Origin of the sequence: Hallerella succinigenes (assembly GCF_002797675.1) — a bacterium.
Taxonomy (GTDB): Bacteria; Fibrobacterota; Fibrobacteria; order Fibrobacterales; family Fibrobacteraceae; genus Hallerella; species Hallerella succinigenes.
Genome location: NZ_PGEX01000001.1, coordinates 1,283,130 through 1,307,748, shown reverse-complemented (window position 1 = coordinate 1,307,748; position 24,619 = coordinate 1,283,130). Strand labels below are relative to the sequence as shown.

16 protein-coding genes are annotated in these 24,619 nt (G+C 51.4%); 8 read left to right on the top strand and 8 right to left on the bottom strand.

Annotation, left to right across the window (positions count from 1 at the left end; translation table 11 throughout):
• The first annotated feature begins 17 nt into the window (after positions 1–17).
• Positions 18–1,043 (top strand): phosphoribosylformylglycinamidine cyclo-ligase, encoded by a 1,026-nt coding sequence (gene purM / locus BGX16_RS05870; RefSeq protein WP_100425212.1) that lies wholly within the window; start codon positions 18–20, stop codon positions 1,041–1,043.
• A gap of 73 nt (positions 1,044–1,116) precedes the next feature.
• Here purM and galE read toward each other — a convergent pair whose 3' ends face one another.
• Both galE and BGX16_RS05860 read right to left on the bottom strand, forming a co-directional pair.
• A complete protein-coding gene (gene galE / locus BGX16_RS05865) occupies positions 1,117–2,100 on the bottom strand; it encodes a UDP-glucose 4-epimerase GalE (RefSeq protein WP_100425211.1) in 984 nt (327 codons plus the stop codon).
• A 38-nt stretch (positions 2,101–2,138) separates the two neighbouring features.
• Positions 2,139–3,902, bottom strand: a complete 1,764-nt coding sequence (locus BGX16_RS05860; RefSeq protein ID WP_100425210.1) for an ATP-binding cassette domain-containing protein — start codon at positions 3,900–3,902, stop codon at positions 2,139–2,141.
• Positions 3,903–3,974: 72 nt separating this feature from the next.
• On the opposite strand from BGX16_RS05860, the gene glmM reads away from it, so the two are divergent.
• From glmM to BGX16_RS05845, 3 genes are read left to right on the top strand one after another with little or no spacing between them, the layout of a single operon-like run.
• Positions 3,975–5,318 carry a phosphoglucosamine mutase gene (glmM, locus tag BGX16_RS05855; RefSeq protein ID WP_100425209.1) on the top strand — a complete coding sequence of 448 codons (1,344 nt, stop codon included), beginning with the start codon at positions 3,975–3,977 and terminating at the stop codon, positions 5,316–5,318.
• A gap of 11 nt (positions 5,319–5,329) precedes the next feature.
• Positions 5,330–7,162, top strand: coding sequence for a glutamine--fructose-6-phosphate transaminase (isomerizing) (glmS, locus tag BGX16_RS05850; RefSeq protein ID WP_100425208.1), 1,833 nt, complete (start codon positions 5,330–5,332; stop codon positions 7,160–7,162).
• A 1-nt stretch (position 7,163) separates the two neighbouring features.
• On the top strand, positions 7,164–8,426 hold the full coding sequence (locus BGX16_RS05845; RefSeq protein ID WP_100425207.1) for a segregation and condensation protein A: 1,263 nt from the start codon (positions 7,164–7,166) through the stop codon (positions 8,424–8,426).
• A 6-nt stretch (positions 8,427–8,432) separates the two neighbouring features.
• On the opposite strand, the gene BGX16_RS05840 is transcribed toward BGX16_RS05845, so the two are convergent.
• From BGX16_RS05840 to BGX16_RS05830, 3 genes are read right to left on the bottom strand one after another with little or no spacing between them, the layout of a single operon-like run.
• Positions 8,433–8,717, bottom strand: a complete 285-nt coding sequence (locus BGX16_RS05840; RefSeq protein ID WP_146139517.1) for a hypothetical protein — start codon at positions 8,715–8,717, stop codon at positions 8,433–8,435.
• On the bottom strand, positions 8,717–9,433 hold the full coding sequence (locus BGX16_RS05835; RefSeq protein ID WP_100425205.1) for a zinc metallopeptidase: 717 nt from the start codon (positions 9,431–9,433) through the stop codon (positions 8,717–8,719). The genes BGX16_RS05840 and BGX16_RS05835 overlap by 1 nt, the downstream gene beginning before the upstream one ends.
• Positions 9,434–9,463: 30 nt before the next feature.
• Positions 9,464–9,796, bottom strand: coding sequence for a helix-turn-helix transcriptional regulator (locus BGX16_RS05830; RefSeq protein ID WP_157797897.1), 333 nt, complete (start codon positions 9,794–9,796; stop codon positions 9,464–9,466).
• Between the two features lie 134 nt (positions 9,797–9,930).
• Between BGX16_RS05830 and BGX16_RS05825 the strand changes: the two genes are divergently transcribed.
• Entirely contained in the window at positions 9,931–10,662 is a 732-nt protein-coding gene (locus tag BGX16_RS05825; protein ID WP_100426772.1) for an FKBP-type peptidyl-prolyl cis-trans isomerase, read from the top strand.
• Between the two features lie 158 nt (positions 10,663–10,820).
• Positions 10,821–12,041: a M23 family metallopeptidase gene (locus tag BGX16_RS05820; RefSeq protein ID WP_241899472.1), complete on the top strand. Its 1,221-nt coding sequence runs from the start codon at positions 10,821–10,823 to the stop codon at positions 12,039–12,041.
• On the opposite strand, the gene BGX16_RS05815 is transcribed toward BGX16_RS05820, so the two are convergent.
• The 3 genes from BGX16_RS05815 to BGX16_RS05805 all read right to left on the bottom strand — a co-directional run bounded on the left by BGX16_RS05815 (position 12,042) and on the right by BGX16_RS05805 (position 15,355).
• Positions 12,042–13,397, bottom strand: a complete 1,356-nt coding sequence (locus tag BGX16_RS05815) for a S41 family peptidase (protein ID WP_100425202.1) — start codon at positions 13,395–13,397, stop codon at positions 12,042–12,044. It abuts the gene before it with no gap.
• A 1-nt stretch (position 13,398) separates the two neighbouring features.
• The gene (locus tag BGX16_RS05810) at positions 13,399–14,151 is read right to left on the bottom strand and encodes a leucine-rich repeat domain-containing protein (protein WP_100425201.1); all 753 of its coding nucleotides are present in this window, start codon (positions 14,149–14,151) and stop codon (positions 13,399–13,401) included.
• 130 nt (positions 14,152–14,281) lie between these two features.
• Positions 14,282–15,355: an MBL fold metallo-hydrolase gene (locus tag BGX16_RS05805; RefSeq protein WP_100425200.1), complete on the bottom strand. Its 1,074-nt coding sequence runs from the start codon at positions 15,353–15,355 to the stop codon at positions 14,282–14,284.
• A 396-nt stretch (positions 15,356–15,751) separates the two neighbouring features.
• On the opposite strand from BGX16_RS05805, the gene BGX16_RS05800 reads away from it, so the two are divergent.
• Together BGX16_RS05800 and sov are read left to right on the top strand one after the other, a co-directional pair.
• Positions 15,752–17,629, top strand: coding sequence for an AIPR family protein (locus BGX16_RS05800; RefSeq protein ID WP_100425199.1), 1,878 nt, complete (start codon positions 15,752–15,754; stop codon positions 17,627–17,629).
• Between the two features lie 195 nt (positions 17,630–17,824).
• Positions 17,825–24,604: a T9SS outer membrane translocon Sov/SprA gene (sov, locus tag BGX16_RS05795; RefSeq protein ID WP_100425198.1), complete on the top strand. Its 6,780-nt coding sequence runs from the start codon at positions 17,825–17,827 to the stop codon at positions 24,602–24,604.
• Positions 24,605–24,619 lie beyond the last annotated feature (15 nt).

Sequence of the window (24,619 nt, the reverse complement as noted above, 5' to 3'; positions counted from 1 at the left end):
ACCAAAGGAAAAATCGTATGAATTATGCAGACGCAGGTGTTTCCCTTTCTCGTGCAGACGAGGCAATGGTCGGCGTGAAGAAGTCCGTCCGTTCCACGTTCAACCAGTGCGTGCTGGGTGACGTTGGCAACTTCGGTGGCCTCTTCACTCTGAAGCATCTTGGTCTCAAGGATCCGGTCCTTGTGAGCTCTGTGGATGGTGTCGGTACGAAGCTCAAGGTCGACATCGAAATGAACACCCCGACGCTCCCGGGCCAGGACATTGTGAACCACTGCTGCAACGATATTCTCGTTCAGGGTGCACGTCCGCTCTTCTTCCTCGACTACGTTGCCATGGGCGCTCTTGACCCGCAGGTGATGACGGGCATCGTGGAAGGCATGTCCAAGGCTTGCCGTGAAAACGACATGGTCTTGATTGGTGGTGAAACCGCTGAAATGCCGGGCATGTACACGGTCGGCGATTACGATATTTCTGGCACGATCGTCGGTGTTGTCGAACGCGAAAACATCATCGATGGCTCTCGCATTCATCCGGGTACAAAGATTCTCGGTCTTCCGTCTACCGGTCTTCACACGAACGGTTACTCCCTCGCCCGTAAGGCTCTCTTCGATGTCGCCGGCTACAAGGTGGATTCCCGCGTGGAAGGCCTCGACAAGACGATCGGCGAAGCTCTCACGGTTCCGCACCGCAGCTATTACAAGAGTCTCATCGATCTCACGAATGCGAAGAAGCTCGACGGCCTCGTACACGTGACGGGTTCGGGCTTCCAGGGCAACATTCCGCGTATCCTCCCGGACAACGTGGACGTCGTGATCGATCGAACCTCTTGGAAGGTTCCGAAGATTTTCCAGCTCATCCAGGAAGCGGGCTCTGTCGAAAAGGACGAAATGTACAGCACGTTCAACATGGGCATCGGTATGCTCCTCTTCGTGGACGACGCTAACATGGCTGATGTAGAAGCTCACCTCAAGGCGAAGAACGAACCGTTCTACCATGTCGGTGAAGTTGTCGAAGGTTCCAAGAAGGTTCTCTTCCGCGACTAATTTCGAGATTTCGAAAGCTTACAAGAAAGGCTCCCGTTTCGGGAGCCTTTTCTGTTTGAATTTCAAAATGGATTTACTTGCCGAGTCCATTGGCGAGGTAAGCTTTCCAGGTTGTGGAAAGGATCGTGTCGAGATCGGAATATTTGGCTTCCCAACCGAGGATTTCCTTTGCCTTTGCCGGGTTTGCAATCAGGCTTGCCGGGTCGCCTGGGCGGCGTTCCACGATGCGGTAAGGAACCTTTTTGCCAGAAGCCTTTTCGGCGCCATGGATGATGTCGAGAACGCTTGCGCCAGTCTGCGTACCGAGATTCACGACGAGGCTCTGGTTGTTCTTTTGCAAGTAGTCGAATGCCATCTTGTGGCCGCGGGCTAGATCGTTCACGTGGATGTAATCACGGACGCCTGTTCCGTCTGCGGTGTCGTAGTCGTTACCGAATACGAGTACTTCACTGCGCTTACCGGTCAAAGCTTCCATGACGACCGGGATGAGGTTCGCCGGATTCTTTTCGAGACCGTTGATGCGACCTTTGACATCATAGCCTGCGGCGTTAAAGTAGCGGAGGGCGGCGAATTTGATGCCGCGCAAATCGTCGTACCACTTGAGGAACTTTTCGATGGCGAGCTTCGTAAAGCCGTAATAGTTTTCCGGATCGGTCGGGTGTTTTTCGTCGACCGGCATGTACTTTGGAGAACCGTAGGTGGCAGCGGAGCTCGAGAAAACGATGTACTTCACATGATGCGCGGACGCGGCGTTCAGAATGTTCACGGAACCGGAGATGTTGTTCACGCTGTACTTTTCCGGATTCGTCATGGATTCGCCTGCTGCCTTGAAAGCGGCGAGGTGCACTAGGCCTTCTGGCTGAAAGCTGCTGAAGAAGGCGTCGAGTTCTGCCGGGCTTAAGATGTCACCCTTTGTAAATCCAGCTTCTGGGAAAAGGTTCTGTTCAAGTCCGGAAGAAAGATTGTCGAAAACGTGGACTTTATGACCTGCATCCAAAAGTTCACGTACAGTATGAGATCCAATATAGCCGGCACCGCCGATGACTGCAATTTTCATGTTTCTACCTCAGGGCTTAAAATAAAAAAACTTTCCTTTTAGCCGATGTTATCGAGAATTTCAAAGCGTTCGTATGCGTTTTCGAGGAGCTTTTCTTTTTCGGCGAGCTTACCCTGAACTTCGATGAGCTTTGTCGCGTTCGTGTAAACCTCTTCGGTTCCGAGGAGAGTTTGCAGTTCCGTGATTTCGTTTTCGAGATTTTCGATGGTTTCGGGTAGCGCCTGGTATTCGCGCTCTTCCTTGTAGCTGCGCTTTTTCTTTTCTTTGGCGCGGGGGGCGGTTTTTTCTTGTTTGGCTGCGGTGATGATCGCTTCCGCTTCTTTTTCGCGGAGCTTTTTCGCGTCGGCGTAATCGGTGTATCCGCCGACATTTTCGTGGATGTTGCCGACGCCTTCAAAGCCGATGATTTCCGTGGCGACGTTATCGAGAAAATCTCGGTCATGGCTTACGGTGATGACCGTGCCGTTGTATTCGGCGAGAAGGTTCGCTAGGAGGTCAAGGGTTTCCATGTCGAGATCATTTGTCGGTTCATCGAGAACGAGAACGTTAGACGGATGCGAAAAGAGGCACGCGAGAAGCAGACGGTTTCTTTCTCCGCCGGAGAGGGCGCTGATCGGGCCGCGGGCACGTTGGGCTGTAAAAAGGAAGTCTTGCAAGTAGCTCAAGACGTGGCGTTTTTGACCGTTCAAAACAACGTATTCTTGGCCATCGCCAATATTTTCGATAAGGGATTTGTCTTCGCGCAGGCGGGTGCGCATTTGGTCAAAGTAGGCGATTTGCAGATTCGTGCCGAGGCGAACGGAACCGGTTGCCGGTTCGAGTTCTCCGAGAAGAATTTTGAGCAGGGTCGTTTTGCCGCAACCGTTTGAACCGACGATACCGACGCGGTCTCCACGGGAAATTTCGGTGGAGAAGTTTTGAATCAAAGGCTTGCCTTCGTAGGAGTACGAAATATTTTCGGCGCGCACAACGAGCCTTCCGGAGCGTTCCGCTTCGGTGATCTGCATTTTTACATTGCCGATTCGGTTTCTGCGGTCGGCGCGTTCCTTTCGCATGCGGATAAGGGCGCGGACGCGGCCTTCGTTGCGCGTTCTGCGGGCCTGAATGCCTTTGCGAATCCAGACTTCTTCTTCGGCGAGACGTTTGTCGAATAATTGGTTCGCTTTTTCTTCTTCTTCGAGAGCGGCGTCCCGGTGACGGATAAATTCATCGTAGGGAAAATCCCAGGAGCGGACACGGCCTCGGTCGAGTTCCAAAATGCGGGTGGCGAGTCTACGGACAAAGGCACGGTCGTGACTAATGAAAAGCACGGTGCGCTGGGTGCGTGCAAGCACGCCTTCGAGCCATTGGATACTTGGAATGTCCAAGTGGTTGGTCGGTTCATCGAGCAAGAGCAGGTCCGGTTCTTGGGCGATTGCCTTTGCAAAAAGAACGCGGCGTTTTTGACCGCCCGAAAGGGAGTCGTAAAGGGCTTCCGGATCAATGCCCGTTTTTCCGAGAATGTCTTCGCCGGTGGTGTGCCTTTCCGCAGTATTCCCGATCACAATATTGCGGACAGTGCCTTCGATGTGGGCGGGGATTTCCTGAATCAATCGGGCGACTCGCAAGCCGTTCTTGCGGATGATTTCGCCCGAATTCGCTTCCATTTCGCCCGAGATGATTTTGAGAAGGGAGCTTTTTCCTTCTCCGTTACGGCCCATGAGACAAACGCGTTCGCCTTCGTTGATGTCGAACGACACGGAATCGAGAAGCGCCGGGTCGCTAAAACGGAGAGTCAGATTTTTTACGGAAAGTAAAGCCATGCGCCAAAAATAGAAACTTACGTTGGATAGGAATTTTGTAACTTTACGAGGAAGTTATTTGGAAGGAATACTATGTCCGTTTTAATGCGCTCTGTTTCAGGAATCCGCGGTATCGTTGGTGATACGCTGACTCCGACTGTTTTGACAAATCATGTGAAAGCATTTTTGGAAGTGACCGGTGCACGTAAAGTCGTGATCGGTCGCGATAGCCGCCCGACCGGCGATGCGATCGTCTCGTATGTTTCGGGCCTCTGCCGCCTCGCCGGTGCCGACGTGATCGACGTCGGCCTCGCGACCACTCCGAGCGTGGAACTCTACGTCACCCGTCTTCATGCAGACGCAGGTATCATCATCACGGCGAGCCACAATCCGCTCGAATGGAATGCTCTCAAGTTCCTCGATCAGAAGGGCATTTTCCTTGGACCGGATGAAGTCAAGGAACTCTTTGCCATTGCGGACTCGGGAAAGTTTATTTACCCGGATTACCGTCAGATGGGTACCGTCGAAATTTTGAAGGATGCAGATGCTTTCCATATTGACGATACGCTCGCCATTCCGTTTATAGATGTCGAAGCGATCCGTGCAAAGCGTTTCAAGGTAGCTGTCGACGCCGTGAACGGTGCTGGCTCTTACATTGTTCCGCGCTTGCTTGAAAAGCTCGGCTGCGAAGTCGTGCGTGTGAACTGCACTCCGGATGGTATGTTCCCGCGAGGACCGGAGCCTATTCCCTCGAATCTTGTGGATTTGGGCAAAGCTGTGTGCGATCATCATTGCGCAGTCGGTTTTGCAGTGGACCCAGATGCGGATCGCTGTGCTCTCGTCGACGGTAACGGTGTGGCAATCGGTGAAGAATATACGCTTGCCATTGCAACGGAAAGTGTTCTTTCAAAGAAGAAAGGCCCGGTCTGCGTGAATCTTTCTACGTCCCGCATGACGGCGGACGTCGCTGAAAAGTTCGGTGTCGGATTCTCCCGTGCCAAGGTCGGTGAAGTAAATGTGAGCCTCCAGATGATGAAGGAAGGCTGTGTCGTTGGCGGTGAAGGCAACGGCGGCGTGATTTTGCCGGCGCTCCACTACGGTCGCGACTCTCTCGTTTCTGCAGCTCTCGTCCTCGCATGGATGGCTGAAAATAACGGTGGCCCGGAAAAGTTCAAAGCGGAACATCCGAGCTATGCGATGCCGAAGAAGAAGTTCCCGCTCGGCGATAAGCCGGTGAAGGAAATCTTCAGCGCCGTGGCGAAGGATTTTTCGGACTGGACGGCAGATACGCGTGACGGTCTCTGGCTTGGAAAGGACAAGAGCTTTGTCCATGTCCGAGCTTCCAATACGGAACCGGTAATTCGTGTGATTTCGGAAGCTCCGACGGAAGCCGAAGCCGAAGAACTTTGTGCTCGAGTTGAAGCGAAGATCAAGTAGGGGTTTGGAATATGTGCGGAATCGTTGGCTACATCGGAAGCCGGGACGCGATCGGCGTTCTCGTCAGCGGACTGAAGCGTTTGGAATACCGTGGATACGACTCCTCGGGAGTCGCCGTCGCGCATCCGAACAAAACGCTTGAACTCGAAAAGGCGACGGGTAAAATCGTCGAACTTGAAAAGAAACTAAAAGAACATCCTCTCTTCGCAAACATCGGCATTGCGCACACCCGTTGGGCAACGCACGGCGTCCCTTCCGAAGCGAACGCTCACCCGCAGGTCAGCTTTGACGGCAAGTTCATGGTGGTACACAACGGCATCATCGAAAACTACGTCCAGATCAAGAACAAGCTCAAATCCGAAGGCGTCGAATTCAAGTCCGAAACGGATACGGAAGTCATCGCCCATTTGATCGCTAAGCTTTACAAGGGCGATTTCAAGTCGGCAGTTCTTGCGACGCTGAATAAGCTCGAAGGAACGTTTGGCCTTGCAGTCCTCTGTGCCGATGAACCGGAAACGATGATCGGTGCACGCCGTGGAAGTCCGCTCGTTTTAGGTCTCGGTAGCGAGAGCGAATATTTCCTTGCGAGCGATGTGGCGGCGATTGTCGATTACACGCAGAAGGTCGTTTATTTGAACGACGACGATGTGGTGGTTGCAAAACGCACCGGTTACGAAATCATGACGGTTTCGAGCCACACGGTAAACCGCAACGTGGAAGAAATCGAATTTGACGCGGATGCGGCGAGCAAAGGCGGCTTTGAGCATTACATGCTCAAGGAAATCTTTGAGCAGCCGGAAGCTCTGCGTAACACGATGCGTGGGCGCCTGCTCTTTGCCGATGGTTCGGCAAAGCTCGCCGGTCTTGACGCAAACCGTCTGGAACTGCGCAACCTGAACCGAATCATCATTACGGCGTGCGGTACAAGTTACTATGCAGGCATGGTCGGTGAATATCTGATCGAAGATCTCGCCGGCGTTCCGGTCGAAGTGGAATATGCTTCGGAATTCCGTTACCGGAATCCGATTATTAAGCCGGGAACCCTCGTCTTTGTGATTTCCCAGTCCGGTGAAACGGCGGATACGCTTGCTGCACTTCGCGAAGCGCAGACAAAGGGCGCTACGGTGCTCGGCATTTGCAATGCGGTCGGTTCGACGATCGCGCGTGAAAGCAACGGTGGGGTTTACTTGCACGCAGGTCCGGAAATCGGCGTGGCCAGTACCAAGGCTTTCTCTTCGCAGGTGACAGTCCTTGCGATGGTTGCTCTTTTACTCGGACGCGAACGTCGTGTGTCGGCGGAACAGGGAATTGAATTTGCCCATGCGATTGCGAAAATTCCGGAACAGATCGAAGAAATATTAAAGCTTTCAGACAAGATCCGTGAAATCGCGAAGAAGTATGTGAATGCACACAACTTCCTTTACCTCGGTCGTCATTACAACTACCCGGTTGCGATGGAAGGCGCCTTGAAGCTCAAGGAAATCAGCTACATCCATGCGGAAGGTTATCCGGCTGCCGAAATGAAACATGGCCCGATCGCTTTGATCGATGAAAACATGCCGGTCGTCGTGATCGCTCCGAAGGACAGCCTTTTTGACAAGGTGCTTTCGAATGTGCGTGAAATCAAGGCTCGCGGAGGCCGCATCATTGCGGTGACAACAGAAGACTGCACGGAACTTTCGGACTATGCAGATGATGTCATCTATGTGCCGAAGGTAAATTCGATGCTGATGCCGCTCATCACCTGTGTGCCACTTCAACTTTTGGCTTACCACATTGCTGTGCTCCGCGGAAATGATGTTGATCAGCCGCGCAACTTGGCAAAGAGCGTAACGGTGGAATAATTTGAATTACGAAGCCCCAGAATCTTACGAGGTACACATCGGTGCATTTGAAGGCCCGATGGATCTTTTGCTGTACTTGGTGCAGCAAAGCGAAGTGAAGCCCGCCGATATTTCGATTGCGGAAATCACCGATCAGTATCTCGAATGGATGAAAGATATTTCCCAGGCGGATCTTTCGCAGGCTGGGGACTTCTTGCTGATGGCGAGCCGCCTTATGGCGATGAAGGTTCGCGAACTTTTGCCGAAGGACCAGCGGACTGAACAAGACGAAGCGGAAATCGATCTTTCCCGCGACGAACTCATTCAGCAGATGCTCGAATACCAACGCTACAAACAGGTGGCAAAGGAATTGCAGGGCATGGAAAATGAGAACTTCGGATCTTGTTACCGTGGCCGCATGGAAAAGACGGAAAGCGAAGAAGACACGCTCGCCGATGCGAACATTTGGCAGCTTTTCCGCGCTTACCAGAAAATGCTCAAGACGCGTAACAGCGAAAACGTTCATCACATTGAACTCGATGACGTGACGATTGAAGATCGCCAGCAGTTTATTTCGAATACGCTTCACCGTGAAGGCCGCGTCCTCTTTGAAGATCTTCTGGGCCGTGATCCGTTGCCGATCGTCACGGTCGTGACCTTCATGGCTTTGATGGAAATGATCAAGACCGATGAAGTCGTGTTCCGTCAGAGCGAACTCTTTGGCGCGATCTGGCTTTACCGCAAAAAAGACAACGCGGAATTCGCCGAAGAAATGGCGAACGAAACGCGCATTTACGAACCGGAACACGAATACAAACCGGGCATTCTTGAAAAACTCCGTGAACGTGAACTTGTCCGTAACGATAATCAGCAGGCCACTCTCGATCAGGTGATGCGTACCGCTTCGCTCCTCGCTTCTCACGGCAAGGCGATTAAGGATGACGACATCATGGCGATGTTGAACGGTGAATTGGATGTGGCCGCTGTCGAAGCGGAATTGAACGCTGGGCAGTCGGATTCCGAATCGTCCGAGCCTTCCGAACCTTCCGAAACTTTGGAAACTTCTTCTCAGGCGGGAGAAGCGTCTGAAACGGCGAATGCCTCTGTCGAAGAGGAAAAAATCGAAATCCGTGCGGAAGACGAAGCCTTGGATGAAGCTACCGCTCAAGTCGAAGAAGCGGAAATCGCAGCAAGCCTCGCAGAAAACACAGAGCCTCCTATTCCGGAAGAGCTCCTACAGGAAACGGAACCGGACGACGCCGATTCCGCAGAAGAAAATCTTTAACGACAATCAGTCCCATTGGATGCTGGGTGGCGGATCTTTCAGATTCGGATTGTTTTTCGCAGCCTGGAACTTCTTTTCGATTTCCGAAAGACGGTTCTTTTCGCGTTCCCTTGCTTCGGCGAACTTTTTATCCAAATCTTCGGTGCGCGTTTTTTCCTTGACAAGGAATTCTTCCAAGGATTGCTTTTTCTTTTGGACTGCCTGATGCTCCAGGATTTTTCCCGTATCACGGTCGATAATGATCATGCCGTGGCACATGGGGCATTCGATTTCCAGTCTAGAGCTTGCCACTAGTCATCACTCCTTCCGCCTAAAAGCCCTGCTCGCAGCGCCCAGTAAAGAAGCTGCAGAATCGAGGAAACGGCAGCCGCTACATAGGTGAGCCCGGCCGCAAACAAAACGCCTGCAACCACATCGCGTTCACGACCCGGAGCGAGAATGTTCAAACGGGCAAGGCACTTCTTGGCACGGGAAGATGCATCGAATTCCACAGGCACGGTCACGAGCGAAAAGAGCGTCGCAATACCGAACAGCAAAACGCCGATTGTCGCTATGTTTGTTCCAATGATGGGCTTTCCTGCCGATATAATGATACCGAGAATCACGAGCCACGGTCCAAGATTCGAACCGATGTTCGCCGCCGGTACAATCGCGGAACGGAGCCACATCGGAAAATAATTCTGTGCGTGCTGAATCGCGTGGCCGACTTCATGCGCGGCAACGCCTGCAGAACTTGCACTGCGACCGTGAAAAACCTCGCTCGAAAGGTTTAACGTCTTGTCCATCGGATTGTAATAGTCCGAAAGGAAACCGCGTGTTTCCTGGATGCGTACGTCAAAGATGCCTGCGTCTGCAAGAATCGCCGAAGCGACTTCAGCCCCGGTCAGTCCACTTTGAATGCGTACTTTCTGGCCCGCATTGAATCGGGATTTCACCATCGCCGAAACGATTCCGGAAATCGCGAGAGTAAAGAGCAAAATGCCCATATAAATAGGGTCGAACATCATAGGTCAAATCTCCTTTATGACCCTCTCAAATTACAATTTTTCGCTCCAGTGAGGCCCCTTGGGCTCCGCAACCATGGATAAAGGGCTGTTTCCGAGCTGTTTTTGTTGCATTTGCTCCATCAGCGCACCAAATGTTTCCCACGATGTGCCTGTTCCCTGGAGAATTTTAGAAAGGGTTTCGAGAGTAGCGGATTCCGCACAGGTCTCTAGTCGGGAAATATGGGTTCTGGATACATCGCTCAACTTGGCCAAGGTCTCTTGACTAATATTCTGTTCCTTACGAAGATAAATCAGGACATCTCTTAAGATGCGATTGGCGAGCGGGCGTTCAGTCATCACTTCCAATGGTATCAAAATGGCCAAAAAATCCTGCAACCGATAAGTGACAAGATTTTGGAGGCTGATTTTTGACAGAAATGGACATTTCCTAGAGGTCTCTCTTTCTCAAAAATTTTATCTTATTGGCACACGAAATTGATTCGCAAAAGGATACTAAAATGAAAAAATGGATCGCTCTCGGCCTTTGCGCCGCTTTTCTCGCCGGTTGCAATGAAATCGGTGACAAGTCCGCTTTGGTGACGGAAAAGGATAACTACAGCTATGCTCTCGGTGCCAACTTCGGCATGCAGGCTCATGGCCAGCTCGTTGCACGTGACTCGATTGAACTCGATCTTAACGCGTTCTTCCGGGGCTTCAAGGATCGTTATTACCAGGATAGTTCCAAGTATCTTTTAAACGACTCCGCGGTGATCGCAGTTTTGAACGAATTCTCCCAGAAGCTTCAGCATAAGAAGATTGCGAAGGACAGCGCTGTGGCTGCCCAGAACTTGGCTGACCAAGAAGCTTTCCTCGCTAAGAACAAGACGGCTGAAGGCGTGATCACTACCGAAAGCGGTCTTCAGTACAAGGTGATTACCGAAGGGAATGGCGAAATCCCGACCGATTCTTCCATTGTGACAGTCCATTATGCAGGCAAGCTCCTGGACGGTAAAGAATTCGACAGCTCCATCAAGCGTGGACAGCCGGCTGAATTCCCGGTGAAGGCTGTGATTCCGGGCTGGACCGAACTTCTCAAGACGATGAAGGTCGGCACCAAGGTCGAAGCTTGGATTCCGAGCAATCTCGGTTACGGTCCGAACGGTCGTCAGCCGATGATTCCGGGTAACAGCCTCCTCGTATTCGAAGTGGAATTGCTCGGCGTGAAGGCTCCGGCTGCTTCGGCGCATTAATTCTCCCCTATTTCAAAAGTCCCGCTTCACGGCGGGCTTTTTAATTTTAGAACGACATGAATAAAATTTGCTTGCTACTGTTGGGAGTCGTGCTTTTTTTTTGCACGGCCTGTTTTGAGTCTGGGAAACTAGAAGATCTCGATAAAAAAATCGTATCGTTGAAACAAGATCTTTCCATGGCGAACGAAGCCGTTGCGGAATACGAAAAGAACCGTCCGCAGTCACTGACCGTTTTGATGGATACCGTTCGCAAAAACGAAGGCTATTACCAGGTGCTCGAACGTTTAGGCGTTGAACGCAATGACCGTGGCGCAATCGTGCTCGCCCTCCAGGACAGCGTTGAACTTTCCAACTTACGTGTAGGGCAAAAATTTCATGTCGCCAAAGACGCAAATGGCGCAACTCAGGTTTTCCGCTTTTCGCCGAACCCTTCGGTCGTTCATTTGCTTTTTAAAAATCCGACGACAAAGCAGTTTGAATACAAGCTCGTCGAAAAGCCTTTGACTGTCAAGCAGTCCATTTTTTCGGGCCATATCGTTCAAGGGGGTACTTTGCACGGTACGCTCATTTCCGTCGGCATTCCCGCTCGCATGTCGGGCGTTGTCGCGGGCGTTCTCCAGTGCAAAATTCCATTCTCCAGCGTGCAACCGGGTGACCGTTTCCGCATCATGCTCGAAGAATCCTTTTACAAGGACAGCATCTGGATTTCGGGAAAGGTTCTTTATGCAGAATTCGACGGTCGCGTCGTCGGCCATCACGAAGCGTTCCTATACAACGACCCGGACCCGAAGAGTACCTACAACGCCCACTATACAGAAAATGGTGAAGCTCTGATTTTTGACGGCCTGCGTTATCCGCTTGACCGCTTGCACATCACAAGCCCGTTTGGTACGCGCACGCATCCGGTGTCAGGCGTTCGTAAAATGCATTACGGTATCGACTACGGCAGCCCTAAGGGTTCGCCCGTTTATGCAGTGGCAAAGGGAAAGGTCGTCGTCTCCGGTTATGACCAGTACAGCGGAAATAAAATTGCGATTCGCCATGTGGATAATTCCGTCAGCTATTACATGCACTTGAGCTCCCGCGGAGTGGGCGTCGGCGCCCAGGTGACGGGCGGTCAGGTAATCGGGCGTGTGGGCAGTACAGGTCGCAGCACGGGTCCGCATTTGCACTTAGGCTTTAAGAATGCGAAGGGACAGTGGATCAATCCGAAGTCCAAAACGATGATCGCGACGCCGAAGCTCCAGGGCGAACGTATGGCGCGTCTCACCCAACAGATCGCAGGCATTCGCAAGAATTTGGAAAAACTCGAATCGACCGAGCCTCAGACAATTGAAGGCTCGACCGTCAAAGTTAAACAGCAGGTCGTTTCGAAATAATTATTTGAAGTCCACAATCGCAAGGCCGCGCAAAGCGTCTTGCATGTATTCTTCCGGGTCAATCGAGGTGGACTTTTTGCCGAGCGTTTTCGGCGAAGCCCAGTACGGTTGCATTTCGGAACTGTATCCTTCGGTTCTTGAATAAGAACCTGTTTTCGCAAGTTCCACCGCTTTGTGCAACGCTTCAAGGCTATCGGGTTCGTAAATGTCTGGAACAAAACCATAGGTGTGGTAGCTGTAACCGTCCTTGTCGTAGAAAAGGACCGAGGTAATACCGCAAATGCCCTTCGTTTCGGTGGTCAGGTAAAGCTGGCCGATGCCCTTGCCAAAACTGTTCGTTCCTACGATAGGCGTCTTGAGGTTCGAAGTCAATGCGGCTGCGAAAATTTCCGAACAGCTGGCGCTGTTCGAATCGAGCATCAAAACGTAATAACGCCCTTTACCGATGCCGTCGCCGCTTGCCAAGTAGCCGGTCGTGTTATCACTTCGTCGATTGTGCTCAGGCTCCCAGGACCTTTCGTAAATGATGGTGTCGTTGTTGCTTAAAAGTTCGCCCGCCATCTGGGTGCAAATCGAAACGTAGCCGCCGCCATTTCCGCGCAGGTCGAGAATGGTGGAGTTTGCTCCTGCCGTTGCTTCCAGGGCGTCTTTGAATTCGCGGAGAGTTCCTTCGTCTTCATAGCCGTTTGTCGTATTCGTAAATTCCGTCACGCGGATAATAGGAACATCGCTGAGGGTATCGACGTAAACGGTCGGCACGTTCAGCTGGGTGCGCGTCATGGAAACTTCGTAAGTGAGATTGTCGCGTTCGAGAGAGAACAGGAATGAATCCCTGTTTTCAATGGATTCGAGATAGCTGTCTAGTTCGCTCAAAGTTTCAAACTGGTTTCCGTCCACGGCAAGAATGTGGTCTCGCTTTTGGATGCCGGCAGAAACCGCCGGGCCTTCCTTGTAAACGTATTTCACGCCAAGGCTCGAATCCACTTCCATACCGAAGGATTTGCTTTCTACGTCGGATTCGGTCAGCAGCTGGACGAGGCTTTCGTAATATGCGCTTGGGAAGTAGCGGGTCAGCTTGTCGCTCATTGCATAGAACATGGTGATGACATCTGCGACGTCGGCATAGGCGGGGTTGATGTAGACGTTCAACGGATTGTCGACGTAAGTGCTAAGCTCGCCGAGTTCTGTGTCTGCGAGGTAGTAATAGTAATAGAGCATGCTGTAAGTTGTTTTAAGCTCGGAGCTTGCTCCGGAAGTGTCTTCGACAGGGGAAATGGTGTCGGAAGAACATCCTAAAAAAGACGCCGCGATAGCGGCGCTAAAAACAACAGGGAGAAGTTTTTTTGAAACGTTCATATTACGAATCGATCTGAAGACCTTGTTTTGTAACGAGGGCTTTCGGCAGGGAACCGGAAAGCGGGTTGTTGGCAATGGAAAGCGATCTCAGGGAATCGCATTCGGCGAGTTCTTCCGGAATGGAGTCGAGTTCGTTTTCGTCAAGCACAAGTTCGTGCAGCTTTTTCAAGTTGCCAAGGGCGGTCGGAAGAGAAACGAGGCTGTTGCCGGAGACCATCAGCACTTCGAGGTTTTCCAGGTTGCCGAGGCTTGCCGGGAGAGTCGCAAGTTCGTTGTTGTCGAGGTAGAGTTTTTCAAGGCCCTTCATGTTGCCGATCGATTCCGGAATCTTCGCGAGCATGTTGTCGTGCAGGGAAAGCTTTTCCACTTTGGTCCAGTTGCCGATCGATTCCGGGATGTCAAGGAGCTGGTTACGGGCTATGTTCACCTTCTTCAGGAGGGTGAGCTTGCCGAGCGCCTTCGGAATTTCGGAAAGGCTGTTGTAGCCGAGATAGAGGTTTTCGAGTTTCGACAGCTCGGCGACGGTTTCCGGGAGTTCCATCAGGTCGTTTTCGCTGACCGAGAGACTCTTCAAGTTCTGGAGACGTCCGATTTCATCGGGAAGTTCTACGAGCAAGTTCTGGTCGAGGACGAGTTCTTCCAAGTCTTCGAGCTCGAACAATTGCTGCGGGAGGAGACGCAGGTGCATGTCTGACAAGTCCAACTTCTTCGCCTTTTCGGCTTTCGCTTTTGCAATTACTTCGAGAATGTTCATAAAGCCAACTCCATTTTTAGAAAATGATAGCATTTTTGCAAAAAATCCAAGGCGTTTTTGCTCAAATCTTTGGATAAGAGGTTTCAATTATTAGTCCAATTTGGAATGACTTGAGATTTTTTGGCGAAAATCAGCGAAACAGAGGAACAATTTCCCCGAACTGCGGCACAAGGAAGCTCGAATCCGGAATGTTCAATTCTTTTCTTGCTCGTGCGAGGTCCTTGGGCGGGTCTTCTAAACGTTCGTACACCATGCTGAAGGTTCCCCAGTGCATGGCAAGGCTCTTCTTGGAACCGACGAGCAGGTGCAGCTGGGCGGCCTGCCGCGGACTCACATGCACGCGGGTATAGCGGGAAGGCTTGTAACTGCCAATCGGTAAAAAGGCGACGTCAATCGGGGCAAATTTTTGGGCGATCGCCTTGTAATAGGATCCGTCTCCCATGGCGATATCGCCTGCAAACCAGAGCTTTTTTTCATCAAATTCGAGTATCCATCCGCCCCAAAGCGTGGAATTTCGGCTCGAAGAAAAGGCTCCCCGACGGCTCGTGTGATGTGCCGGGACAAAGGTCAGGTGCACCTTTTGGACGGTCGCCTCTTCCCACCAGTCGAGTTCCACGATTTGCGACCGGGAAACTCCCCAGTCTTCGATGATTTCGGCGACTTTGAGCGGAACCGCAAAGATGCATTTTGGCCATTTTTTGTGGATATCCTTGATGCTTCCACGGTCCAAATGGTCATAATGGTCGTGCGAAATCAGGACGAGGTCCACTCTGGGCAGGGAATCGAGGTCACGTCCAGGCGGCGTTTCGCGCTTGGGGCCAAAAAGGAACTGGACGGGGGATGCTCGGTCGCTAAAGATCGGGTCGGCGAGGATTCCAAAGTTCTGAAGTTTGATATAATAGGTGGCGTGCCCGATCCAAGTAGCACTGCTTGCGGTAGAGTCTTCCCAGAGTTCTTCATTACCGCGTACAACCGGGAGGCGGTACACTTCGGTGCGGTGGGTGGGAACGAGGGAATCCACTTCCATGGTGTCGCGGATCGGGGCGACGGAGGTGTCGATATTTCGAAAATGGCCGTCGGGAAGGTGGTGCGGGGGTAAAGGAGCCCGGAGGTCGACGCTTGCGGATTGTCCAGTACAAGAAACGGCACTCGTAACGATACCGAGTGCCGTCAGGAGTTCAGGAATCAATCTCAAAGACCGCATATTCCTAAACTATAAAGAACCCCGACGAATTGCAAAAAAATCAGCCCCGTTCAGCCGCCCCAAATGCCCTTTCAGTCACAAAAATGCCTAATTTGTCGAATCCGGGAAAAATGTCGGAAAAATTTGACGAAATTTGTCTATTTAGAGGGCTGGATTTTCTATCTTTTAATCGAAATGCTTGGAGTGTACTCTAGGTGAAGCGGATTTTCGAATGGATTTGCACCTGCACATTGTTTCAGAAAAGAGAGGGCGCTTACGGTGAAAAGACCTAAAAGTGAATGTAAAAATTTTGAAACAATATTTTTTGGTGTAAAAGCTCGAAAAGAAGTAATATTTTAATTATCTATGTATATGGATATCAGAAACTCCATATCAGGAGCTAATTAGAGGAATAAAATGGAATTAACGAAAGCGCAAGAACGTAGACTTTCATTCGTAGCCAGTTTGCTCAGCTTGAACCCGAACGATCCGACGGATCGCATTAAGGCGTTGAGACATCTCAATTTAGATGAAGAAGGTTGTTTCCACGGCTTCCAGTATTCCCAGGGCTTCCTTGAAGTTTTCATTTTCATCGACGAAACGACCCCGCTCGAAAAGGTCATGCACAACCTGAACCACGATTTGAAGCAGCTCCAGATTGCTGTTTTCCGCACGAGCGACCCGGATAATCCGTTCTTCATGTCGCTTCGCGAAGAAGCGGACCCGTGGGATGTCGTCAAGATGGATGCCCCGGAAGAAGAAGACGAACAGCCGGCCAGCCGTCCGTACATGGAAACCCTCGAAATTACGGTTCTCCGCACGCTTTCCAGCCGCTATGTGACCGACGCTGAAATGGAACGCACCTTGAAGGATATGCGTCGCAAGCTCAACATCTGGAAGTCCGATATCCACGCTAAGCTCGAAATCCGCGCAGAACACGATGACCTCGCCAAGGATTTCCGCAATAATGACGACAAGCTCGATATTGTGATGCAGGACGAACCGCTTCACATGACAAGCCAGAGCGGTGAACTTTTTGTCGGTTTCTGCCCGATCCGTACGATTTTCGATTATCACCAGACCCTCGGTAAGCGCCTCAAGACGAAGCACAACATGGCGATCGTTTCGAGCAACATCCGTACTTACCTCGGTAACTTGACCCATACGAACGCCGCTTTGATCGACGCTTTTCAGGAAATGGAAAAGGCGAACGACGCAAGCGACTTCCCGTTCCTCCACAACGGTATGACCCTCACGGGCGATGACCTGCGTTTGAAGGATCGCGATGGCAAGAAGGTTTTGCAGATTGAACGCCCGAAGATTATCAACGGAGCCCAGTCTCTCTTTACTTACGAGCAGTACTTCAAGAAGAGCAAGAATCCGGTGAACCCGTTCGTGCTCGTGAAGGTCGTGGTTCCGTATCCGGAAGCCGAGTCCTTCCTCCGTCAGGTGACGATGGCGAACAACCGTCAGAACCCGGTGTTCAGCTACCATCTCCGTGCTGCAGACGATTTGCAGTTCTTCATTTGGCAGCGTTACCAGGAAGAAGGCTTCACTTACGTTTACAAGGACGGTGTGCGCCTGAAAGCCCGTACCCGTAAGCTTGAAGTGCGTATGCGCCCGGAACTTGCAAAGACGCTCTTTATGATGGACGGTAGAATTTCGGAAAGCCGTTCGAGCGACTGCATTTTCGATAAGGAAAGCCTTTATCAGCACTGCTTCGGTGCCTTCCTCCGTGTGGCGCCGGACAAGGAACGTGATTTCGTTCGCAAGACGATCGCCTTTACGAAGGCTTGGCAGCTTTTGACCCGTCTGCCGATCAAGATCCGCAACGTGGTTCCGGGCAAGGGCGTATCGATTGAAGCGAATGACGGCAACCCGCTCACGAAGATTACGTGGAACGGTCGCTTGGAAGACAAGTTCCTGTTCCGCAGTGCTGTGCGTGACGTGGTCGTGGCTATCGCCCTTCGCCACTGGCTCGTTTACGGCAATCCGATTCAGGATTTCGAATATCTCGTGGCAAACGAACTCGACTTCAACGATTCGCTTCTCAAATATGCTTCCCGCATCTACAGCGACTATCTCAAGTCGATTCTCGTCAGCGAATTCAAGGATAACAAGGATTACTACGATACAATCACCACGATCGACAAGGATTCGGGTGAAAATGTCGAACGTCGTCTTTGGAAGGGATTCGGCACGACCGCGACTTACGACAAGATCATGCAGATGCTTGTTGCGAAGGATAAGTCTTGGGAAAAGTGCTTGGGCGACATCGATATGTTCCTCAAGTAACCGGAAATCATAGATTCAAGAAAAGGTCCGAAGTGATTCGGGCCTTTCATTTTGTCGCATTCTTGGATAAGTCGCCCATTTTGACGTGAAAATTTTATTACTTTCTACCGACATTGTGTGGGTTGTAAAAGGGCGTTTCTGTATTTTAAATGCACTTTGCCACCAGAGTGAAAATGATGCCGGATATGGTTTAGGATGAAAAGGCTTTTAGCCGTCTTTACGCTTTTAGCTGCACTGTCTTCTGCACAGGAGACGGCGGATTCCACTGTATCCAAAAATTCTTCGAGTTCCGCGAATAGCGCGGTCCAATACATTCCGCTTCCCCCCAATGTGACGCCTCTTTCGGATATTGCCCCGAAGAGCGGTATCGGCCAGAGTTCTTCGTTAATGAAGCCGCCTCGTAACGAAAAGTACGAGCACAACATTGATTTTGAAAATCGTGAAATGGAAGTGAAGAAGAGTTACGTGAATCCGCTGAGCCGTGACACGATGGAACTCTGGTCTTCGAACTATCCGGAAATCGCGACCTATGTGACGGATATGTATGCGGCGGGCTTTAACCGCCTGTGGACCAACTCTTTTGCGGGCCAGAGCAGCGGTGGGTACTCCGAACCGGAGTCCGGCACGCTTTACGATATCGATATTCCAATCAACATGCCTTCCTGGATGAAGGATTTTGGTTTTGACAAGCCGAAGCTTATGCTGCAGGGTACGATGGACATCCGTCTTTCGGGCCGCGGTGAAAAGGATGATGCTCCGGGTAGCACGAAGGACAATCTGTTCCCGAGCCCGACGCTTTCCTATGACCCGAGTTTCATGGTGAAGGGTAAGATCGGTCCGTACATCACGGTGGAAGTGAATAACGTGGAAAGCGGTCTCGGGGCGAAGAACCAGATCCGCGTCGTTTACGAAGAATCTTACAAGGATGAATTCGAAGACTACATTCTGCAGCGCATTGAAGCTGGTACGACTTCCCTCGCTTTGCCGGGTACGGAACTCACCGGTTATTCGGAAAACCACAAGGGCCTTTTCGGTATCAAGGCGGAATGGAAGCTCGGCGACTGGTGGCTTACGACGATTGCTTCGCAGGACGGTGGAAGTCAGGAAAAGTACACAATCAATGCAAGTTCGAGTACGACGGAATTTCAGATCCAGGACAAGCAGTTCATCGCTTACCGTTACTACTTCTTAAATCATGAAGCCCGCGATAACTACATCAGCAATGGACTTGCGGGACGTAGCACTTCGAACTATACCGCGACGAATCTGAAGCTTTACAAACGCGCACCGACCAATACGACGACGGACGTGGTGGAAAAGGTGACAGCCGTCTATACGACCACGAGCGGTGCGCGGATCGAAAAGGTCATCGACCGCTTGGTGCCGATGTCTTCGAACGATTATTCTTACGACAGCAAGACGGGTATTGTGAAGGTTCTCGGCGCTTCCAAGAATACGCTGATTGCGGCCAGCTGGTCTGATGACGGAACGGGTCGCATGGGAACAACGATTTCGCATGGATCTCGTGTGGTTTTGATCCAGTGGGACGCGACCCTTTCGGAACTGACGGACATTGACAAGTTGATGCTTCGCAATGTTTATTCGATTGGCATTTCCGATGAAAGCGCTTCAAGCTTTGTCTTGCGTGCTAAGAATAAGGCGGGAGTTTCGGGAACGTATTTGAAGACTCTCGGTCTTTTGGACACGACGACGAACACGATTCTCACGGGCGATGCTACGATTTTTAAGAAGGACGCTTCCGGTTCTTACACGGGTGAAATGTGGCTGCCTTGCCGTCCGCTGTCATGGTATTCGGGGGCGAACTCTTCGGCACGTGCACGTGAAAACTGCTTGGAACCGTTCCGCAACGTGGACTCTTCGGCGGCCATGGCAAAGCTTTATACGCTTCCGGTTTCCAACCTTGGTACGAAGTTCACGAACCGCTTCTACTTTGAAAGCGTCGGTAAGAGAAGAAATTCGGTGATCAGCGTCCGCGATCCGAGTTCGAGTTATTCGGTGAACTCCGGAAGCTGTATGGACATTTCGGAGGGCTCTGAAAAGCTGAAGTCCGGTTCGACGGTTTTGACGCGTGGCGTGGACTACGATGTGAACTATGAGCTGGGTACAATTGAACTTTTGAGCGAAACGGCTCTCGACCCGAACAAGGAAATCACGGTCGAATTTGAATGCGAGCCTTTGTTTGAAATCGACAACAAGGTTTTGCTCGGTGCCCGAGCGGAGCTTCCGCTGACCCGTTACGGATTCGGCGAAGGTTCTCTCTTCGGGATTACGGCACTTTACAAGAGCCAGAGCACGACGGCGAGCACGCCGACGCTCGGCAGCGAACCGTATTCGAGCTTCCTCTGGGGCATGAACCTGCGCTTGCAGGATACGACGCAGTGGATGACGGACCTTGTGAACATGATTCCGGGCATCGACACGAAGGCGACTTCGAACTGGCGCTTTGAAACGGAATTTGCAAGCAGCTATCACAATGCGAACACAAGCGGCGATCAGACGGCTCTCCTTGAAGACTTTGAATCGAGTGAATCGGGACTTGTGTATCCGCTGACGCGCCTTTCCTGGTATCCGGCTTCTCCTCCGGGCGGTGTGGATACGGGGCCGAGCACATACATTGAAAATCAGGATTACAAGCACAAGGGTGAATTTATTTGGCACAGCAACAACTCGGTGCTGTACAAGAACATTTATCCGACCGTTGGCAACAGCGATGTGGACAATCAGCGTTTGACCGTGCTCAAGATGACGCTTCGCCCGAATGACAATTTGGCGGGCAACAGCTGGGGCGGTGTCATGCGTCCGAACTCGAGTTACTACCAAGACTTGAGCGATATGCGCTATGTGGAAGTCGTGGCCCGTGGTAACGTCGGAAGCCTTTATCTGGATTTGGGCCTTGTGAGCGAAGACCTTTCGATAAACGGAGAAGCTCCGAACGGCGAATACGACGGTGAAAACGATTTGGGTACGACGACCGCTTTGCACGATAAGGGCTTGGACGGAGTTTCCGGTTCGGAAGAAACGCTCACCATTTGGGACTGCCGCATGAACGGCTGCGTGAGCACGACCAAGACAAGCGCAAACTCCGATGCGACGAATACGGACATTGCCCGTGATAATTTTGATGACGATCTCGATGACGAAAGCGATCCGCCGGTTTCGATTAACGGTACGGAAGGCAACGCGGGCACACGCGCTTACGATACGGAAGATATCAACAAGAACGGTTCTCTCGATACGGACATTAGCTTTGTGCGTTACCGCATCGATTTGACCGATGAAGATGATGCAAACTTTGAAACTCTCAAGAATGGCTGGCGCAAGTGGAAGATTCCTCTCGACCAGTTCGATACGATTGTTTCGGCAACGGGTGAAAGCTATTTAACGATTCTCGCCCAGGCTCAGTTCTCGAGACTTTGGATGGGTAAAATCAACAACGGAGTCGCAGAAGCCAAGGTACAGATTGTGAACCTAGGCGTGATGGGCAACTCTTGGCAAACTTCCGATGTTGCGAGCAAGTTCAAAACGACGTCTTCGGGCAATTCGCAAACCGCTATCGTGGACGGTAGCGAAGTGGAAATCAAGGCGGAAACGTCGAGCTCCGATACGACTTACCTGAACGTTTCGACCTTGAACAATCGTGAAAATTCGGGAACCTATTACAAGAGTCCGAACACGGCGACGGAACGCGATGCGGAAACGAATGCGGCTCTCAAGGAAACGGCTCTTGTGCTCAAGTACCAGAACCTTTCTCCGGGACAGTCCGTGGGAGCGACGCGCGTCTTCGATTCGGACGAAAAGGACCTGACGAAGTACAAGATGTTGAAGATGGAAATCCATTACGAAACGGAAGCTTCGAAGACGCCGGTGCGATTTGCGTTGCAGTTCGGTGAAGGTTCTTTGGACGGTTCGACGGACTATTACGAATGGAGCTTTAGGCCGGTCAAAATCAACTGTACGGCGGCGGAACGGGAAGCGGACTGCCATGAAAGAAACTGGCTTGCGAACGCCTTTGCCCAAAAGCTTTCTGCGTTCTCGAATTTGAAGAAGGGACGTCGTCCGCCGTATTTGGATGCGGTGGTGGATTCGATCGGCGGTGACCGTGAAGAAGTCTTGAAGCTTGTCGGTAATCCTTCGACGACTTCCGTGGACTGGATTCGCTTTGTGATTATTGCGGACGAAGATGCTTCGCCGGCGGACTTGGAAGGTGAATTCTGGATTGACGACTTGCGCCTTTCGGAGATGGATACCGATTGGGGCTACGCCTTTAGAACGGCGGGGCAGGCGAACTTTGCGGACTTCCTTTCTGTGTCGGCTTCTGCCCGTTATCAGGACGGAAACTTTGCGACGCTTTCGACGACGGGAACTTCTCCGAAACCAGCGCTTTCGGATGCGGCATCGACACTGGACCTTGCGGCCGACGCAAGTGTGAATTGGAACAAGTTCCTTCCGGATGACGAAGGCTTCCACATGCCGATGAGCGTGGGCTACAGCAGTACCACGAAACGTCCGTACTTGAAGCCGACCGATGATCTGGAACTTTCGCACGATAATTTGGGCGACTTTGCCAAGGACGTTTGGGATGGAAAGCTCGTCGTGGAAAATGCGGATGACGAAGAAAAGCTCCGTTCGAATGCGGAATCTCAAGGCTACCAGTCCTTTAACCGCACAAGACGCTTCAGCTTCAGCTACAGTAAAGATTACAAGATGCAGTCAAGCCCGATCAAGGAAGTGCTCTCCCAAATCTTCCTCGAACGTCTGGCTTGGAGTTACAGCTACACGGAAACGGAATCCCGTTCGACGACAGCGGCTGACTCGACCTATTCTTACCACACGATTATCGAGTATAGCCTCGGTACGTTCAGCCGCTTTAATTACAAGCCGTTCGACTTCTTGAAAAAATCCGCCTGGGCAAAGAGCTTTGCCGACGCTTCGTTTGAACCGTGGCCGCAGACGGTGGACTTGACCCTTTTCGATTTGAACTATATCCGCTATGTGAACCAGGAACGCGATCCGGATTTTGCGGAACCTCAGGTGGAAAAGTCGACGACTTATACGATCGACTTGACACATAAGGCAAACATCCGTTGGAACATCTTCCCGTTCCTCACGACAAGTTACAGTTTGAACATTACCCGTGACATGTTCGGCGGTGGCGACCAGAAAGATTTTGCGAAGGAAAATTTCTGGACGACGAAAAACGGTGGCTTGTTTGCCGTAGACGACATCTTTGATTTTGATCATACCGACCGCAAGATCTACGTTTCCCCGGATAGCGTCGTCGTAATTCCGTACGATACGGTGGCGGTCGTAAGCGCCGAAGGCGATACCTCTCTTATCGACATGGACGATCCGAGCACGTACAAGATTCTGTACGACAGCACGGTCTATTACAAGGTCGATAGTGTGGGCCGCAGGGAATACGGACGTTCTTACGGTATATTGAAGAACGAACGTTCCCGTACGCAGCAGTTCAAGACGACGTTCTCCCCGGCGATTATTCCGTTCCTTCCGATGACGTTTGCGTTTACGTCTTCCTTTAAGCAGCAGAAGACGATCCCGGATGAATACAATCTTTACGATGCGACGACGGTCGATAAGAATTACTGGACGATTTCCCAGACGAACCGTTTTGAATTTGCCCCGTCGTTCCGCTTGGTGGAATTCTTGAAGCTCTTTGGCGACAAGAATGCGGCACAGAGCTTCTTTGAAAAGCTCCGCTGGCGCGATGTGAAGGCGACTTGGACGGTGGACCTTTCGACGGTGGGTGAAAACTTTACCCTTTCGCAGTTGTACGAAGAGCAGGGTGTGACGCCGTTGCAGTATTACTTGTACGGCTTGGGTATTGGAAACGGCTACCGAAATCGTGGAATTTGGAACATTGTTTCGGGTGATATGGGCCTTGATCATCGTAACGATTATACGGGCTTTGCGGAATACCGCAATTCGCATGTGGACACTCTCGTTTACCAGGGTAACTTTACGCACAGCGTCGACCGTACGCTGAATCTTTCGACGGGCTTTACGCTTCCGATCTGGAGCATAGGCGTTGTCGCAGATATGCAGTGGAAGCAGAACTTTAGCCAGTCCCGTGAATATCCGCTGTACACGGACTCGGTGATTGTCTGGCCGAAGTGGGGCGTGGGCATAACGGTTCCGAACTTCTCGCAGCGCGTTGGCTTCTTGAACGGATTTCGCAGCGTGAGTACGATGCACCGTGTGGACTACACGTACACGCGCTCTGTAAAGCCTTTCCAGAGCGCTGAAGATTCCTGGACGACGACGTGGAACTTTAATCCGCTTATCCGCATTAGCTTCCTGACACAGCAGAACATTCGCATTGAAGACAATACATTCTTAAGACTCGAATTTACCGACCGCCGTCCGAAAATGGAAGTGATTTCGCAAACGAACTGGCCGAATACGGTTGTCGACGAGACGGATACGACGAAGTACTTCTACACGCCTTGGATTCACACGGCGCTGTACAAGGATTACGGCTACAACGTGGGTAATGATTTGACGATTTCTTACCCGCTCAAGACAAAGCGCGGATTCCAGTTCTGGAAGTGGTACTTTAAGCTTAAGAATGACATCGATTTGCGGTTGACCGCTGGTTACGAATACAAAAAGACGATTCGTGATACCTATGAACCGGAACCCGGTTACGATCCGTGGGATAAAGAAAGCGGAACGGATGGCGTTTACAAGAAGTGGACGATAGAAGGAAACGATTATACCGTGTACTTCCCGAAACTCGAAAAGACCGATCGTACGGTTCCGTCGCGAGTGCATGAATGGTTCGTCCGTCCTAGCGCCGGCTATCAGTTCAACAAAATGGCGAGCGTGAGCGCTTACGTCGAATACCGCCAGATCCATGAAAAACTCGATGATGAAACCGCCCACACGGAACAGATCCTTTCGTTTGAAATCGCTTTGATGTTGAGGTTCAATTAATCTAAAAGAAGGCGC